Raw genomic sequence first — 18,421 nt, forward strand, 5'->3', positions numbered from 1 at the left:
GACTGGGGATAGTTTGAGGGAGGGGCAATATGAAACGATTCATCCGCTTTAGTATGAAAAATGCTTTAACAATGATATTAGTAATACCTCTGATTATTGTTGGAGGAATTTATTCATTACAAACATTGCATAGTGAGAAATATCCGAATATTGATATTCCATATTTAACAGTAGTTATTCCTTATCAAGGTGCCTCACCCGAACAAGCGATGAATGATATAGGGGAGCAAATGGAAAGGGAATTTATGAAACTGGAGGGGAGAAAAAATGTATATACAAACGGTGTCGCCAATGCCGTATATTCAACTATTGAATTTGAAATGGCAATGGATATGAAGGAAGCAGAGCAGCTCGTAAGGAGAAGTTTAGATAAATTACAGTTGCCTAAATTTGCAGGGGAACCGAGGTATGAATTAACTAAACCTGGTGGAAACCCAATAATTTTCTCAATGGGTATATATGCTACAGAAAAAAATGACGAAGTTCAAACCTTTGTAAAGAATACTATAATTCCACAACTTTCTGAAATAGAAGGTATAAGTGATATAGAAATCAGTGGAACAACTGAAAAGTTTGTTTCTATTCGACTCCTGCCACATCAATTGATGGCAAGTGGAATTACTTTAAACGATGTTCGAGAAGCTATTTTGGCAAATAATCTTTCGATGCCGACTGGAGACATCTCCATTTCAAATGAAGTATTGCCAGTGCGAATAAATAGCGAGCTAAAATCTATTGAGGAAATTAAAGACATAAAGCTTTTTACTAAAGAAGAAAATTCGCAAAATATTACAACCACGAATTTAGGCGGAATTGCTGAAGTTTCATATGAAAGTGAATACACAAACAATATGACACGCATTAACGGAAAACAGGGTGTAAGTTTCAGTATTATTCCTGAAGGTGGTGCTAATGCAGTAGCAATTGTTGATCAAGTGAAAAAAGAAATAAATAATTTAGCTATTCCCGAAGGTTATAAAGTCGAAATCTTACGTGATCAATCCATCGAAATTAATCAATCGGTCCATTCTATGTTACGTGAAGTATTTTTAGGGGCATTAATGACAATCATCATCACCTTATTATTTTTAAAAAATATTCGTTCAACTATTATTGCCGTCATTTCCATCCCTGTCTCAATTTTTGCATCTTTTCTTTTGTTGAAAGCAATGGGATATACATTAAATATTATGACACTGGCTGGTATTGCAGTAGCAGTGGGACGAGTGGTAGATGATTCAATTGTCGTCATTGAAAATATATTTAGAAGAGTAAGAGCTTCAAAAGAAAGAAATGTAGAATTAATAGAGCAGGCTACAAGTGAAGTAGCATCTGCGATTACTTCCTCAACGATAACAACTGTTGCTGTTTTTTTACCACTTGCCTTTGTGCCAGGAATTGTAGGAGGTTTTTTTAAGCCACTTGCATGGACCATTGTTATTTCATTGTTGATTTCATTAATTGTTGCAGTAACTATTGTTCCAATATTATCGAAGATCTTTTTATTAAAAATTACTCCTAAAGAATCACATGAAAATAGACTTCAAACTTGGTATCGCAACAGTTTGACTTGGGTTTTACACCATCGTTTAGTTACTTTAACCGTGGCATTATTAATTTTGATAGGTTCTATTGGCATTATTGCACCGAGGTTAGGGACAACCTTCCTGCCACAAGAGAAAGTGAATGATTTCAAGATTGAAATGACAATGGCAAAAGGAACTGCTTTAAAGAAAACAGCTGATGTCGTAAGTAGAGTAGAAAATATATTATTAGAACGAAAGGACATCAACCTTATAAATACTAATATTGACGGACACTCTGAAAGTGCGACGATTGCGTTCGTTGTCAATGATTCTGTTGGAAATTTGAACGAATATGTAAATGACGTGCGACTACAATTAACAACGATCACTGAACCAGAAGAAATGACAGTCTCGGGTACTGGTGGAATTATAGGAGGGGCAGAAAGCAGATACACACTAGTTGTAAATGGAGCGAATTATGAGGATATAAAAAAAGCAAGTGAGCAGATTACAGCTGCTTTAAAAGAAGTACAAGGAATGGAGGATGTGACAACATCTTTAGAAGGAGAAGTACCTGAAATCGTTTTCGATTTGGATGATAAAAAACTTGCTGAAAAAGGAATCACTCCAGCTATAGTTGCACAAAGTCTTCGAACACTCATTAATCGGGATGTAGTAACGACCATGAGAGTTGAAGAGGAAACGAGAGAAGTGAACCTAGGATTGAAAATGGGTGAGGTTACATCTCTTAAAGATTTAGGACAGCTTCAAATCAGTAATGCAATGGGAATGCCTGTCTTTCTTCATGAATTGGGAGAGCTAAAGAGGGTTAATAATATAACTTCAATTACTCATTTAAATGGCAATGAATATATCATGGTGTATGGAACTATCACTGATGAAAAAGTAGGAGATGTGACTGCTCAAGCAGATAAAGTAATTAATAATTTACGACTTCCTGAAAATATTAGCTATTATAAGGAAGGTGTATCTGCTTCAATGGATGATGGTTTCAAAGATTTGTCGATTGCCATTGGAATTAGTGTTTTCTTAGTTTATTTGACTATGGTTTTTACCTTCAAAGAAGGAAAAGCACCGTTTGTTATTTTGTTCGCTATTCCATTTTCTATTATTGGTGCATTAATTGGACTTTATATAATGAAGGAACCAATCGGTATGCCAGCAATGATCGGTTTACTCATGTTAAATGGAATTGTCGTAACGAATGCTATCGTTCTAGTTGATAAGGTGAAGCAGTTTGAAAGATGTGGAATGCCCAAGCAAAAAGCTTTAATTGAAGCAGGGGTCGTACGTATTCGTCCGATTTTGATGACTGCTATTGCCACAATGGGCGCATTAATCCCAATGGCTATTTCGAATGAAACTGGGATGATATCAAAGTCTCTTTCTGTTGTAGTTATAGGTGGACTATCTACTTCTACTTTTTTAACATTATTTATCGTCCCTATTCTTTATAGTCTATTTAAAAAGAATTAAAAAATTATAAAAACCACCCCGTAATAATTAGATTTTGTATCTAACTTTTACGGGGCAGTTCATTTAAAAGGTGGTTTTATATTTGTAATATTAGTACCATCTTCTCCGACGCCTCGCAGGTATTCTTTGTCGAGATTGAAACTCAGTAGACGGGAAGATTGGTTGAGGAATGCTTTCAATATCGGAACGAACAATTTGGTGTTCCGGGAGTTCTACTTTTGAAAAAGTGATATTTTGAGTATTGTTCAAGAGCGGTGCAGATAGCTGATTATATTCCACATTGTCTTCTAAATAAGCTGTATCAGGAGAGCGAGTAATGTTTTGGGTACTAGTTAAGAGAGGAATAGTTTGCGGATTATAGTCTATTTCGTCTTCTAAATAAGTTGTTTCAGTAGAGTGAGTAATGTTTTGAGTACTAGTTAAGAGGGGAATAGTTTGCGGAATGTAGTCTATTGCTTCTTCTAATTTAGCTGTTTGTAAGGGTGAAGCATGAGAATATTCTATTTTTTCTTCTGTTGTAGTGATGTATTGAGTATTGTTCAAGAGTGGTACAGTATGCTCATTATTGCCCATAACAATAGTCGGGTCTTCGTTATGCTGTTCTGGCGAATGCTCTATTTCCTGGTGCTGGATTTCAGCATGTGGCTCTTGCACGGGGTGAACATCCTTCATGACGAGTATTGGTCGCATCATGTCATGATCTTCATGTTCTAGGAAATGACAATGCCACATATAATGGCCGACATGATCTTTCCAATGCATAATAATTTTCGTAACTTTCCCTGCTTCTGCTTTTACAGTATCCTTCCAACCCTGCTCATAGTTATGTGGTTTTTCAGGGGGACCTGTAAATTCCAGTCTACCTTCATTTTGATATAGCTCCATATCGAAAGGGCGCCGTTCTAGTATTTTAAATTGAATTAAATGTAGATGAATAGGGTGATCAAACTGTGTGGCATTCATAAAATTCCATATTTCTATGCTATCAAGTGCAGGCTTTTCAGTAGCAGGGTCATGATACATACGATTATTTAATAATAACATTGGCCGACCAAAATCATCTGTCGTAGCCGTTAATGGTAAATGTCTCTCGATATGTGCATCGTGTGAATGTAAATCCATTGATACTGCAAGCCTTTCAGGTATTTCACTAGTGTCCTCACACTTTAGAGAAAGACACACTTTAAACTGCATGATTTCTCTTGTATGTTCATCTATGAAATCTTCATCAGAATTGACTAACGTTATTTCCTGACCTTCATATTTTGAAAAATCGACAATGATATCTGTTCGTTCTGCCGGCAATAACGCTACAGATTGAATTTCTTGAGGAGCCGTTAAAAAGCCCCCGTCTGTTCCAATTTGTATCATAGGCTCACCATTTGAAAGGCTAATGACATAACCTCTTCTATTGGAGCCATTAAGAAAACGAAATCTATATTTACGAGGTTCGACATTTAAATAAGGCCAGACCTTCCCGTTTACAACGATGGTATTACCAACAAAGCCAGGTGTAATAGAGGGGTGTACGGGAACTGGGAATGGTGGTTCATCAGGATAGAAAAGAGAGCCGTCTTCATTAAACGATTTATCTTGAATTAAGATAGGGTACTCATAGTGTCCACAAGGTAGGTTAGAACGCTCCTCAAGTGTATCCCGAAGCAAATAAAAACCGGCTAATCCCGCATACACATTTAAACGAGTTAGCGCCATTGCATGATCATGATACCACAGTGTAGTGCCGGGTTGATGATTGGTATATTCATGTATTTCTTTACTGAATTTTGGACCTGTTTGCGCATAATCTCTTGTATACCATGCCTCGGGGTGGCCGTCACTTTCCCAATCTACATTTGCGCCATGTAAATGTGTAACAGTTCTTACTTCCTTTGAATCGTTTGCTGCATGAAGTGTAAAATCGACGGGTAAGAAGTGCTTTAAGGGCAATTGGTTTGTATATCTAACATAAATGCTTTTGTCTTTTGTAGCTTCAATTGTCGGTCCGGGATAAAGCCCGTTATAGCCCCAAATGATTGATGTTGGGAAATCTTTATGGAAACAATGCTCTGCTTGCATCATTTTAAGTTCATAATAATCTTTTCTCTGTTGGCCCTTATAGTATTTAGGTTTAGCGGTAACCGGTTTTGGCAGCTCATCCACAAATTTTGGTATTGTTGCTGGATCTGTAGGATTAACTTCTTTAGTCAAAACATCACGTCCCTTTTTCAATTCTTAAAAATTGCTAATTACCTCATCATATGGGTAAAAACACTGGGCAACAAGGACAATAATGGAGAAAATTGTGCGAATAAAAAATATCGACATTTAATCACATGCAGGAGTTCGATATTCAAAGCAAAACAGGGGTGTTTGAGCAATTACAAATTGAGCAAGTAGATTGTTGGTGGTACCGGGCAAACCAGGACAGTCGTACGAACTGTATTATATGTGAATTATCGTTAGTTTTTAGCGGAAATTTTACTTCCTATTCGCAATTGTGAATAGGGATTTTTACATTGAAAGGGTTAACATTTTTAAGGGCTGAACCAAAAAGAAAAAAATTACTACTCGAATCATTTGAAAACGTTATTCTATCAACGTACAATATATGAAATTAAGAGACACGACAGCACAAAATTGTTGTATAATGTTGTGGTATGAGGAAAGAAAGCAGGTTGACAAAAATGGAAAGCAAAATGAATGTATACGCAGTTATAGACATGCAAAAGCATCAGGCGTTCGTGTTAAAGAATACGCTAGATGTGAAACATAAGGTGAATATATGAAAAACTGGTTGATTTTCATTTCTGTCTTTATGGTCTCATTGTCACTTGTCATTAGTATTTTAGTACTCTGGAAAGCCGAGGCTCCATTCCGTTCAATTGAAGAGCAGGCTGAACAGTTGGCACTCGATGCCAAAGCCCTCGCAATTGTTTCGGAGTCTTACACATATAATGGCAAACATTCGTATGTCACTGTGTTCGGGGTAGATGAATATGGTGATAAAAAAGCTGTCTTTGTTCCGACGAATCTAGAAGCTGATTCAATTAAGGAAGTACTTTTAAAAGATGGTATTACGGAAAAGCAGGCATTATCGGTTTTAAAAAAAGAAGGCAATGTACAAAAAGTCCTCAATATCAAATTAGGCTATGAGGAGCCAGGTGCTGTTTGGGAAATTACATACCTAAACGATCACGATAAGCTCAACTATGTCTATATTATGTTTAAGGACGGCGACTGGTGGAAGCGCATTACGAATTTATAAGAGGAGTAGATCCCGTATGAAAAATTTATTAGCAAACCGTGTAAAAACTTTAACACCTTCTTCAACTTTAGCGATTACTGCGAAAGCAAAGGCATTAAAAGAGCAAGGTATTGATGTTATTGGTCTAGGTGCTGGTGAGCCAGACTTCAACACGCCACAAAATATTTTAAACGCTGCCATTGACTCAATGGAAAAAGGTTTAACAAAATATACACCTGCTGGCGGTCTTCCTGTACTTAAGAAAGCGATTATCGATAAACTTCAACGCGACAACAATCTTACATACAAGCCGAATGAAGTAATTGTAGGTGTTGGAGCAAAACATATTCTTTATACTTTATTCCAAGTTATTTTAAACGAGGGCGATGAAGTTATTATTCCGATTCCTTATTGGGTATCTTATCCTGAGCAAGTAAAATTAGCGGGCGGAGTACCTGTTTATGTAGAAGGCACACGTGAGCAAGGCTATAAAATTACTGCGGATCAATTAAGAGCTGCTGTGACAGATAAAACAAAAGCAGTTATTATTAACTCTCCTAGCAACCCATCAGGTATGATTTATTCTCGTGAAGAGCTTGCTGAAATTGCTGCGGTTGCAGAAGAAAAAGATATTTTAATCGTGTCAGATGAAATTTATGAGAAGCTTGTATACAATGGTATTGAGCATTTTTCAATTGCACAGTTATCTGATGCAGTGAAAGCACGTACAATCGTTGTAAATGGTGTTGCAAAATCTCACTCTATGACAGGCTGGCGTATCGGGTATGCTGCAGGGGATGCAGACATTATTAAATCAATGACTGACCTTGCATCACACTCTACATCAAACGCAACAACAACTGCACAATATGCAACAGTGGAAGCGTATAATGGACCACAAGACGCTGTAGAAGAAATGCGTCAAGCATTCGAATCTCGTCTTGAAAAAATTTACCCACAGGTAAGTGCAATTCCTGGCTTCAATGTTTTAAAACCTCAGGGTGCATTCTACTTATTACCAGATGTAGCAGAAGCTATGGCTCATACTGGCTATGATTCAGTAGATGCATTCGCTGCGGATATTTTAACAGAAGCAAACGTAGCAGTGATTCCAGGTTCTGGCTTTGGTGCACCAACTACAATGCGATTATCTTATGCTACATCTTTAGACTTATTAGAAGAGGCAGTCCGTCGAATTGATACATTTGTAAAATCAAAATGGCAAGACTAATCCTTTTAACCAACTTTGGAGGATTTCTATGAAAAAAATTATGATTCAAGATATGCCAAAGCATATCGGTGAAACCGTCAAGCTAGGTGCTTGGCTAGCGAACAAACGATCAAGTGGTAAAATTGCCTTCTTACAATTACGTGATGGTTCTGGCTTTGTACAGGGCGTTGTTGTAAAAGAAGAAGTAGGGGAAGAAATTTTTGCCATTGCAAAAGGTATGTCCCAAGAAACTTCTATGTACATTACAGGAGAGGTAAAAGCAGATGAGCGTTCAAGCTTTGGCTGTGAGCTTGTTGTAACTGGTATTGAGGTACTACATGCTGCAACTGATTTTCCGATTACGCCAAAAGAACACGGTCCTGAGTTTTTAATGGATAACCGTCACTTATGGCTGCGTTCTCGTAAGCAACATGCGATCATGAAAATCCGTAACGAAATTATTCGTGCAACTTATGAGTTTCTTAACAACACTGGCTTTACAAAAATGGACCCGCCAATTTTAACTGGATCATCTCCTGAAGGTACTTCTGAGCTATTCCATACAAAATATTTTGATGAAGATGCTTTCCTTTCTCAATCTGGTCAGCTTTACTTGGAAGCAGCTGCGATGGCTTTAGGTAAAGTGTTCTCATTCGGCCCAACATTCCGTGCTGAAAAATCTAAAACACGCCGTCACTTAATCGAGTTTTGGATGATTGAGCTGGAAATGGCGTTTGTTGAATTTGAAGAAAACCTAGAAGTGCAAGAACAATACGTGGAGCATATTGTGCAATCAGTGCTGGCAAATTGCAAATTAGATTTAGAGCGTCTTGGCCGTGATACATCTAAACTTGAAAATATTAAAGCACCATTCCCTCGTATTTCTTATGACGATGCCATTAAATTATTACATGAACAAGGATTTGACGATATTGAATGGGGCGATGATTTCGGTGCACCACATGAAACAGCAATTGCTAATTCATATGACAAACCTGTATTCATCACTTGCTACCCAGTAGGCATTAAGCCGTTCTACATGCAACCACATCCTGACCGCGATGATGTAGTATTATGTGCAGATTTAATTGCACCAGAAGGTTATGGTGAAATAATTGGTGGTTCTGAGCGTATCCATGACTTTGATTTATTAAAATCTCGTCTTGAAGAACATCATTTATCTTTAGATGCTTATGCATGGTATTTAGAGCTACGTAAACAAGGCTCTGTACCACATTCAGGCTTCGGTCTAGGATTGGAGCGTACAGTGGCATGGATTTCTGGCACGGAGCATATCCGTGAAACGATTCCATTCCCACGTTTACTAAACCGCTTATATCCATAAGCAACAATTCTCGCTGAAAGTTGAAGCGGGAGACTTGTACCTGACGCTTCGCTTTCGGTACAGATAAATTACTGCCCGTTAAAGCAGTTAAAATTAAAAGTCGCGTAGTTATATGTCTACGCGGCTTTTCTACTTACGATGGAAAAAGGAGTCAAGTATAATATGAGCACAAATAACAATCGACTCCGTACATGGACTGAGCAGAGAATGATTCAAATTCCTCAGCTTTTTTTTCAGTTTTATAAGGAGTTAAATATTGAGGATGATGAGGCACTTATTGTTATGCATTTACTTGCGTTCCATATGGAGGGTAATGATTTTCCAACGCCTAATGATTTGATGAGTCGTCTCACAATGCCTGGCAATGACATTACTTCACGTCTACAGCGATTAATGCAAAAAGGTTTCCTTGAAATAACAAGCGACGTTGATGCAAGTGGCAAATTATGTGAAAAATATTCGGTGTATCCACTTTGGGAGCGCATTATGCAGATGATTGAAATGAAGGAACATCAAAAATCAGCAGCATCACTTCGACAAGAAGAGGGTGAAATTTTCCGGTTATTTGAAGAGGAAATGGGGCGTCTTTTATCTCCTTTAGAGCTAGAAAAAATCGGGTCTTGGCTAGATGAGGATAAGCACAGTCCAGCGCTTATTAAGGAGGCGCTTAAAGAGGCTGTGTTTGCTGACAAGCTAAGTATTCGTTATATTGATCGAATATTATTAGAGTGGAAAAAGAAAAATATTACGACACCAAAGGCTGCACAGAAGCAAAGCGAGCAGTTCCGTGAAAAACAAACATTTAACAGACCACCAGTCCGTACAATGCAGCAAGAAACGCAGTCGACAAATAAAGTACCATTTTATAATTGGTTAGAAGAAAGAGAATAGGGGGCTTCCGATATGTTAACAAAAACACAATGGGAGCATTGTCTAGCGGAAATGGATCGTATGTTTCCTGATGCACATTGTGAGCTAGTGCATGACAATCCGTTTGAGCTGACTATTGCTACGTTATTATCGGCACAGTGTACGGATGTACTTGTAAACAAAGTAACGAAAACATTGTTTCAAAAATATAAAAAGCCAGAAGATTATTTAGCTGTATCCCTAGAGGAACTGCAACAGGATATTCGTTCCATCGGCTTGTATCGAAATAAGGCGAAGAATATTCAAGCATTATGTCAACGACTACTAGAAGAGTATGACGGTGAAATACCAGCAAGCCGAGAAGCACTAGTCACATTGCCCGGTGTTGGTCGTAAGACGGCTAATGTCGTGTTGTCTGTAGCTTTTGATATTCCTGCACTTGCAGTGGATACACATGTAGAGCGCGTGTCTAAACGATTAGGGCTTTGTCGCTGGAAGGATACAGTGCTAGAAGTCGAAGAAACAATTATGAAAAAAACACCGATGGACAAGTGGTCGAAAACACATCATCAGTTAATTTTCTTCGGTCGTTATCATTGTAAATCTCAAAACCCTAACTGTCACACATGCCCTTTACTTGATGATTGTAGAGAAGGACAGAAGCGTTTAAAAAAAGGGCTGGTGAAGGAAGCGTGAATGTAGAGGCAATTGCGAAGGAAAAAATAGATGCTTGGTTTGCAGAGTGGACAGAACTAGAAGGCAAAATTCATGCAGCTCATGATGCAAGGAATGGTGAAGCAAAAGGATTGATGGAAATGGCCACTTTATTGTTTGACCGCTTAGTGCAAGAAGCAGGCGATGAAGTGTTGCCCATCAACGGTATTGAACGATTAACCTTTATAAAAGCAAAGCCTGGTCAATATGCCTGTTATCGTCAGCTCGATGAATTATTTAAGGAAACAAAAAAACGTGCAGCACGGTTACGGTTGCAGACTGCAAAAAAGTAATACAGAACGGATAGACTCAGCAAATTGAAAGACATAAAAAAGCAGAGTAGCGTTGAAAATTAGAATGGGCAATGAAATCTGATAACGCGCTCCTAAATTTTTGGGGTTGTAAAATCTCTAGACGACTCACTCCATAGTGATCAAGTCGTCTTTTTTTGATAGAAACTGAAGTTGTTCCGATAAAACGAGATAATATTCCGATAAAAGTTAAAATTGTTCCGATAAAATCAGATTATGTTCCGATAAATCTTCAAAGTATTCCTATAAAAATGAACATCGGAACGGAAATCACCCCCTCGTTTTGCAGAAGATTTAATATGACACTTTAATTTCATTGACATATAGTTCTTCAACACAAAAAAGCAGAGTAGCGTTACGCTACTCTGCTTTTTTTATTCAGTACTACCGGTACCATCATCCGGTGCGGTTGGTTCAGTTGGCGTTGTTGGTGGCTTGCTACCATTATTGTTGCCATTGTTACCTGGGGGGGTACCGTTATTTCCTGTATTGCCGTTGTTACCATTCCCAGCATTACCATTGCCATTGTTGCCATTGTTGCCATTGTTGCCACTGTTGCCGTTATTACCACTGTTGCCATTGTTACCATTTTCGTTACCGTTGTCTCCGTTATTGCCATTTTGATCAGGTGCCGTTGGTTCCTCAACATCAGGCTGATCCGGAGTATCTGGCTCTTTATCTTCATCAGTCGTACCTGTTACTTGGAAGGAAGTTGTCCCTGGTTTACTACGTGTACCATCTACAACTGCTACGACAGAAATCGTGTATTTGCCATCTTCCAGTTGTTTGTTGCTAATTGTTAAGCCTTTGCTTTCCGATTTACCAAGAGAAATAGTCTCTCCACCTTCTTTTTTAGCGGATACCTCGAATGTAGTTGGTAGCGGTTCATTTGTTTCCGGATTAAGCATTGCATCATGCTCCCAAGAAATATTGATTGATTGACCTTCTAAATCAAGGCTTGCACTTACATTGTAAGGTGTTGAAAGTTCTGGCATTGCGTATTCATCTGAAACTTCATTAGGCTCTGTACCACGTACAAATAGCTCTGTTCGACGTTTCTCACTTGGAGTAAAATTACTTGCTAATTTAAGTGGCTTTGTGCCTGCTTCAATTGTAGCTTCCACAACTGAGTTTGGTTTTTTGAAACGTGGTGTTTCAACGTTCGCCGAAATCTCTTTCATAATTTGTTTAAATAAATGTTGTGGTAAACGACGCTCATCCCAAGTTGTGATTGGATCAAAGTGTTCTTCATAACCACTCCAAATAGCGATTGAATAGTTTGTAGTGTAACCAGCAAACCATGAATCCGGTACACTTGTATCCGGTAAATTATGCTTGCTAAAATCAGCAGCTGCGTAGTTTGTTGTACCTGTTTTACCTGCGATATCTAATCCAGATACATTGGCAGCAGTACCTGATGCATCCGGCTTATTGCCGACAACATCACGTAACATATCTGTCACCATATAAGCTGTATAATCGCTCATTGCTACATTAGACTCTGGTGTGTAGTCTTTTGTTGTTTTACCGTCACGGTAAACGATTTTTGTAATTGCATAAGGATCAGTGTAAACACCATTATTCCCAAATGCTGCAAAGGAAGCAGCCATTTGCGTAGGAGACATCGTAATATCCCCACCACCGATCGCATCAGATTCATAAACATTTTTAGCATTAATACCTAAACGACCAACAAACTCTTTAGCCTTATCAATACCAACTTCTTGTAATGCTTTAACAGCTGGAACGTTACGTGAAGCATATAAAGCTTTACGTGCTGTAATGGCACCCATATATTTATTATCCCAGTTTGTAATGGTTTGTTTCGTTCCTGTGTAGTTCATAGGTTCATCTACAAGTGTTTGACCTGTTGACCATTTTAAATTTTCGATTGCTGGTCCATAATCTAGTAATGGTTTCATTGTTGAACCTGGTTGATGTTTTAAGTCATATGCATAGTTCCAACCGCGTTCAGCCCCGTAATTGCGTCCGCCACCGATTGCTTGAATTTGACCAGTTTTCGTATCAACGACAGACACACCCGATTGGATTTTTTCTGTTGGGAAGTTACTGTCATCGTTCATAATGTTTTCAACAATTTGTTGTGCTTTTGGATCAAGTGTTGTATAGACTTTAATTCCTTCAGCCATTGCACTACCATCACCGTTTTTCTCGAGCTCATTTATAACGACATCAAGGAAGGCATCGTATTTAGAGCCAGAAAATTTTTGACGTGTTGCATCGTCAGCTAGGCCAGCTTGAACGTTTACTTTCTTAGCTTCTTCCATCTGAGCTTTTGTAATTTTACCATGCTGATACATTAATCCTAAAACTGTATTACGACGTTTTTCTGCAAGTTCAGGATTTTTCAATGGATTGTAAGCATTTGGACGTTGTACTAAACCTGCAAGTAATGCTTCTTCATCTAAAGTTAAATCTTTTAGTTCTTTACCATAGAAATACTGGGCTGCTGTACCGAAGCCATAAACACGACCTGACATCAGCATTTTGTTAAAGTACATTTCAAAAATTTCTTCTTTTGTATATTTACGTTCTAATTTGAAGGAAAGCCAAGCTTCCTGTGCCTTCCGTTTTAATTTTTTCTCATTTTGTAAAAATGAGTTTTTAACAACTTGTTGTGTTAATGTCGAGGCCCCTTGTGCCCCGAAGCCATCACGGAAGTTTGCAAGTATGGCTCCACCGAGACGATAAAAATCCATACCACCGTGTTCAAAAAAGCGTACATCTTCCGTTGCAAGGATAGCGTTAATCATATCCTGTGGTATATCTTCATATTTTACATATTTACGGTTTTCTGCACCAATCGTTGCAAATAAATCACCGTTTTTATCATAGAACTCTGAGGAAACGGGGTCCTTCAGTAAGTTTTCATCTAGTTCAGGTGCGGAACTTGCATAATAAGCGAATAACCCAGCACCTCCAATAAAACATGCGGCTACAACAGCTACAAGTGTTAACGAAATGCGCTTGAACCATTTTTTCTTCGATGGTTTCGGATCGCTTTTTTTATTTTTTTGAGCGAGAGCCTTTTGATGCTCACCGCGTGTCGGACGACGTTCAGTCATTCTACTATCTCCTCACTTTCAGAACCGTGGCTTTTTGCTTCAATTAGCTTTTGGACAATCGGTAAATAATCGATACGTGGATAATAGCTTGTAGGAATTTCAAAAGCTTCCTTTTCTATAGTTGAAAAGGGAATCGATTTACGTTCACCGTTTTCCATCGCTAGCCAGGCCTTTTGTAAAACATCGTATGGCACAATAAAATATCGTTCAAAAGCTGAGAAACGAACGATAATAAAAGCCACACCATTTTGTTCCGTCACTTGCTGCATATGTGTCATTTGATGTAAGTGAATATTCTTTAGGGGAAAACTGGTTTTTGAAGCAGTTTCCTTTGCATCAAAATCAATATAATGCCCGTTCCAAACACCATTGAAATCTGTTGTCGAGGGTGTTCGGAAATAAGCCTCACGAATAACTGCAGCACTTCGTGATGGGTACTCTACTTTGACGATTTGCACGGGAACAGGTTTCTTATGAATGATAGCAAGTCGCCTTTTTACATAATAATCGTTTGCTTCATTAATTTCATCTTCTAGTGTTTTTCCTCGATTACTAAAAGAAAAATCCTTGTCCTTTCCCTTTTTTGCTGTTTTTTGAACAGTTGGATTAGGGGAATACAATTTCCCGTTCGGATAACGAATTGTCACTTAGTTCACCCTCTATAATACTGCTATTATACAATAGTTTACCATGATTAAGTAGCAGTTCTCCAGTTCCATTAATAGTATGATTGATGCTAGATTTACGATGGTTGAAATTACCAATGAAAAATCGGTCTTTGGGCAATTTTCGCCTCTTAAAGTCGAAAAATATCATGTAATATAACTAGTTCTTTCACGCGAATCGTCAAAATAACTGATGAAATCCCCAAGCAAATTTATAGAAAAAACTGTACTCCACGTTAGCTACTCTACTTGATAGACGATTTTGTAGAGGACGAAATTTAATAGACTAGTTCAATTAAATTTTATCGAAATACTTCTTCTTTCAGCTAACTTACGCTTATTTTGTCACGCATGAAGGTAATTTTATACATGCGGGGAATACATAAATTAAAGCAAAGGGGGCGTTATTTTGAACAAGTTAAAACAATTAGTTGCGCAGTTGGATCTGGTCAATCAATTACTGTTAACGAGAGTGTCTTTGGAAAACAATGCACAGAGCATGCAATTTTTTATGCAGCTCAAAGCTGTTAGCCAGAAAGTAAGCTTAGCAGAAAAGAACTGGCAAGTAAAGAATGCTTGTTCGCCTATTAGTAGTGAAAAATGATAGACTTTGGTACACTTATCTCATATGCAATTTAAATAACCCAATATGAGTATTTTTCATACATTATCTACCATGTTGAGTGATGTACCTTGAATAGGACTCATCACCAAAAGCTAGGGATGTCATTTTCTTGAAAGATATGCCATTTATATGGTCTGATTGGTGTGAAGACTGGGCAACGCCTTAGTCACAGGCGAGACCCGAGAACGAGCCTGTAGTGGGACGAAGGCTAAAAGCATCACTTCCTGTGATAATTCTTTTGTGGCCAACACTGTGCGCTGTCGTTGCACTTTCGCACAGTCGAAACGGAAATCAATCCCAAGTTATGGTGATGAACCATAAATAAAGCTTTTATACATCATTGGGAGTAAAATTACTCATATAACATAAATAATTTTGTAGACTATTTTTTTAGAACGAATGTTAATAGGTTCGGAAAATTAGCTTAAAATGATACTATGCGTTAACGTAAATGCAGATGAATCTTCATTTAAAGAATGGATTCAACCTAAATACGATAAAATTTTAAGGTTCATCACCAAAAGTTGTGTTGAAACGTGTGACATGTAATAGGTTAAGGTTTTCGCACAGAAGAACCCCTGTTGTTCCTGAGCGACTTATCGGACGCCCTCAGGAAAGTGCACAGACGGAACGGAGTCAATCCTACGTTATGGTGATGAACCTTCATTGATGAGAAGAGGTGCAAAATTGTTGTTAATACAGCAAACTTCCAAATTAATAGATGAATGTGATAAATGTGTTTCACGCTTCTGGCAAATGCGTGAGGAGAATCGGACGCCCGACTTTTTTGTTGAGGTTAAGCCATACGCTGATGTCATTCACCAGCTTTTAAAGGAATGGCAGCAAGAGGCGAATGAGTGGATTCAAAAAAATCAACCAAAATATATGCATACACAACAAATTGCTTCAGCGGTAGAATCGATGGAGCAATTTGTTGTGCAATCCTTTTATAAAGAAACGAGTAAAAAGCGTTTTTTAGATGCGAATCATTCAACTTCGTATACGTTAAAAATTTTTGAACGGCTAGTGAAGGAGATAGAAACAGATGTTATCGAAAAAAAGGACCATCAGTGAACTATTAAACGAGTGGAGATATGATGAGGAATTGAAGGAACGCATTTTACATTGGCAAACGCTTGAAGGGCGTGAAGCTAAATATGCACCTTTCCCAGAAAATTTACATCCTTCACTTGTAAAGGCTCTTCGAACTAGAGGGATAGAACAATTGTATACCCATCAACGTCAGGCGTTTGATTACGCAATGGAGGGTGTTTCTTTTACTGCCGTCACACCAACAGCGTCTGGAAAATCATATTGCTACCATTTACCGGTACTTCAAAAAATATTAGAAGATAAAAATTCACGCGCTATTTATTTATTTCCAACGAAAGCTTTAGCGCAGGATCAAAAAAATGATTTAAATGAATTAATCGAACAAAGCGGTGAGGAAATTTTAAGCTATACGTATGATGGGGATACTGCCCCTGGTATTCGCCAAAAGGTTCGGAAGGCAGGGCATATTGTGATGACAAACCCTGATATGCTTCATTCGGGGATTTTGCCACATCATACGAAATGGGTTTCACTATTTGAAAATTTGCAGTATATCGTCATTGATGAGTTGCATACATATAAAGGTGTGTTCGGTTCACATGTTGCGCATGTTATTCGAAGGTTAAAACGTATTTGTGAGTTTTATGGCAGTAAGCCGATTTTTATTTGTACATCAGCAACTATTAAAAATCCAAAAGAGTTAGCGGAATCTCTAACGAATGAAAGCCATGCCTTAATCAGCGATTCCGGAGCACCAGTTGGGAAAAAGACATTTCTTTTTTATAACCCACCTATCGTCCATAAAACATTTGGCGTGCGTCGAAGTGCGGTTTTAGAGGTGAGTGACCTCGCGAAAAGATTATATACAGCAGGTATTCAAACCATTATTTTTGCTAAAAGTCGTGTACGAGTAGAAATGATTGTGACGTATTTAAAGGAACTTACACGCAATAAGCTTTTAGATGAATCGGTGCGAGGTTATCGTGGTGGCTATTTACCCTCTGAGCGACGTGTTATTGAACGAGGACTTCGTGACGGTACTATTCAAACAGTGGTTAGTACAAATGCACTGGAATTAGGCGTCGATATTGGCCAATTACAAGCATGTATCATGACAGGGTACCCAGGAAATATCGCAAGTGCTTGGCAGCAAGCAGGTCGTGCTGGCCGTCGCCAGGACGAGGCGTTAATCATTTATGTAGCGCAATCGGCAGCACTTGACCAATACGTAGTGAACCATCCACTCTTTTTACTTGGCAGTGCTCCAGAGGAAGCGCGTATTTATCCTGAAAATATGCTGATTTTAATGGATCATTTGAAATGTGCAGCGTTTGAGTTACCATTTTCCACGCATGATACGTATGGTGAATATGAAATTCAAGAGTTACTTGAATATTTAGCGGAGGAAGGCGTTGTGTTTAAAACGAGTGAGAAGTGGCATTGGATGAGTGATCGTTTTCCGGCACATGATATTAGTCTTCGTTCTGCTTCACAAGAAAATGTTGTTATTATTGATATGACTGTCCCTGCACAAACAAAGGTTATTGGTGAAATGGATCGTCATAGTGCGATGACATTGCTACATGAAGAGGCCATTTATTTGCATCAGGGTATTCAATTTCAAGTCGAAAAGCTAGATTGGGACGAAAAGAAAGCGTATGTACGAGAAGTAGATGTCGATTACTATACTGACGCTAATTTAGCGGTCGAGATGAAGGTGCTAGAGGAAGATCGGAGCCGAGATTATAAAGGTGGTATTATTGGCTTCGGTGATGTTGGCTTAGTCGCACAGGCAACGATATTTAAAAAAATACGCTTTGGTACACACGATAATATCGGTTCTGGCCCTATTCAATTACCACCAGATGAAATGCATACAAATTCATCATGGCTATCATTCTCTGCGCTAGAGAAATGGTCGGAGGCGGAGCTTACGGACGCCATGACTGGAGCTGCTTATGCGATGAACGCATTCATTCCAATATTCATTCAATGTGACAGTAGCGATGTAGCAGTTGTCCCACAGTTAAAGGCAACTCATAATGAGCAACCGACATTTTTTGTTTATGATAAGTACCCTGGTGGCATCGGCTTAAGTGAAAAGGTATATGATTTATGGGAAGATTTATTAACTAAGACATTGGAGCATGTAGCAGGCTGTGCTTGTGAATCAGGATGCCCATCATGTATAGGGGCTCAGGATAGCTTGGAACAAGCAAAGAAAAAAGTAGTAGAGTTACTTCGAATTTTAAATTAAAGATAAAAGAGGGCATGA

General features: G+C 38.3%; 13 protein-coding genes. 10 read left to right on the top strand and 3 right to left on the bottom strand.

Annotated features, from left to right (window positions below; all coding sequences use genetic code 11):
- Positions 1 to 29 precede the first annotated feature (29 nt).
- Positions 30 to 3,023, top strand: coding sequence for an efflux RND transporter permease subunit (locus ABH968_RS07760; RefSeq protein ID WP_370043450.1), 2,994 nt, complete (start codon positions 30 to 32; stop codon positions 3,021 to 3,023).
- Between the two features lie 90 nt (positions 3,024 to 3,113).
- Here the strand turns inward: ABH968_RS07760 and ABH968_RS07765 are convergent, their stop codons facing one another.
- On the bottom strand, positions 3,114 to 5,231 hold the full coding sequence (locus ABH968_RS07765; RefSeq protein WP_370043451.1) for a multicopper oxidase family protein: 2,118 nt from the start codon (positions 5,229 to 5,231) through the stop codon (positions 3,114 to 3,116).
- Positions 5,232 to 5,805: 574 nt separating this feature from the next.
- Here ABH968_RS07765 and ABH968_RS07770 point away from each other — a divergent pair.
- From ABH968_RS07770 to ABH968_RS07795, 6 genes are all read left to right on the top strand, one after another.
- A complete protein-coding gene (locus tag ABH968_RS07770; RefSeq protein ID WP_370043452.1) occupies positions 5,806 to 6,288 on the top strand; it encodes a cell wall elongation regulator TseB-like domain-containing protein in 483 nt (160 codons plus the stop codon).
- A gap of 16 nt (positions 6,289 to 6,304) precedes the next feature.
- Complete coding sequence (locus tag ABH968_RS07775) at positions 6,305 to 7,498, top strand: pyridoxal phosphate-dependent aminotransferase (RefSeq protein ID WP_370043453.1); 1,194 nt, start codon at positions 6,305 to 6,307, stop codon at positions 7,496 to 7,498.
- A gap of 28 nt (positions 7,499 to 7,526) precedes the next feature.
- Positions 7,527 to 8,822 (top strand): asparagine--tRNA ligase, encoded by a 1,296-nt coding sequence (asnS, locus tag ABH968_RS07780; RefSeq protein WP_370043454.1) that lies wholly within the window; start codon positions 7,527 to 7,529, stop codon positions 8,820 to 8,822.
- 162 nt (positions 8,823 to 8,984) lie between these two features.
- Positions 8,985 to 9,713: a DnaD domain-containing protein gene (locus tag ABH968_RS07785; RefSeq protein ID WP_370043455.1), complete on the top strand. Its 729-nt coding sequence runs from the start codon at positions 8,985 to 8,987 to the stop codon at positions 9,711 to 9,713.
- Between the two features lie 12 nt (positions 9,714 to 9,725).
- Entirely contained in the window at positions 9,726 to 10,388 is a 663-nt protein-coding gene (gene nth / locus ABH968_RS07790) for an endonuclease III (protein ID WP_370043456.1), read from the top strand.
- Entirely contained in the window at positions 10,385 to 10,699 is a 315-nt protein-coding gene (locus ABH968_RS07795; protein WP_370043457.1) for a YpoC family protein, read from the top strand. Before nth ends, ABH968_RS07795 begins: the two co-directional genes overlap by 4 nt.
- 392 nt (positions 10,700 to 11,091) lie before the next feature.
- Here the strand turns inward: ABH968_RS07795 and ABH968_RS07800 are convergent, their stop codons facing one another.
- A complete protein-coding gene (locus tag ABH968_RS07800) occupies positions 11,092 to 13,803 on the bottom strand; it encodes a PBP1A family penicillin-binding protein (RefSeq protein ID WP_370043458.1) in 2,712 nt (903 codons plus the stop codon).
- Positions 13,800 to 14,450, bottom strand: coding sequence for a Holliday junction resolvase RecU (recU, locus tag ABH968_RS07805; RefSeq protein ID WP_370043459.1), 651 nt, complete (start codon positions 14,448 to 14,450; stop codon positions 13,800 to 13,802). Before recU ends, ABH968_RS07800 begins: the two co-directional genes overlap by 4 nt.
- A 427-nt stretch (positions 14,451 to 14,877) precedes the next feature.
- Between recU and ABH968_RS07810 the strand changes: the two genes are divergently transcribed.
- The 3 genes from ABH968_RS07810 to ABH968_RS07820 all read left to right on the top strand — a co-directional run bounded on the left by ABH968_RS07810 (position 14,878) and on the right by ABH968_RS07820 (position 18,403).
- On the top strand, positions 14,878 to 15,072 hold the full coding sequence (locus tag ABH968_RS07810; RefSeq protein WP_370043460.1) for an endonuclease: 195 nt from the start codon (positions 14,878 to 14,880) through the stop codon (positions 15,070 to 15,072).
- A 708-nt stretch (positions 15,073 to 15,780) separates the two neighbouring features.
- Positions 15,781 to 16,167, top strand: a complete 387-nt coding sequence (locus ABH968_RS07815; protein WP_370043462.1) for a YppE family protein — start codon at positions 15,781 to 15,783, stop codon at positions 16,165 to 16,167.
- The gene (locus ABH968_RS07820) at positions 16,139 to 18,403 is read left to right on the top strand and encodes a DEAD/DEAH box helicase (protein ID WP_370043463.1); all 2,265 of its coding nucleotides are present in this window, start codon (positions 16,139 to 16,141) and stop codon (positions 18,401 to 18,403) included. Before ABH968_RS07815 ends, ABH968_RS07820 begins: the two co-directional genes overlap by 29 nt.
- The last annotated feature ends 18 nt before the right edge of the window (positions 18,404 to 18,421 follow it).

Origin of the sequence: Lysinibacillus sp. RC79 (genome assembly GCF_041262405.1) — a bacterium.
In the GTDB taxonomy this organism is placed as follows: Bacteria; Bacillota; Bacilli; order Bacillales_A; family Planococcaceae; genus Lysinibacillus.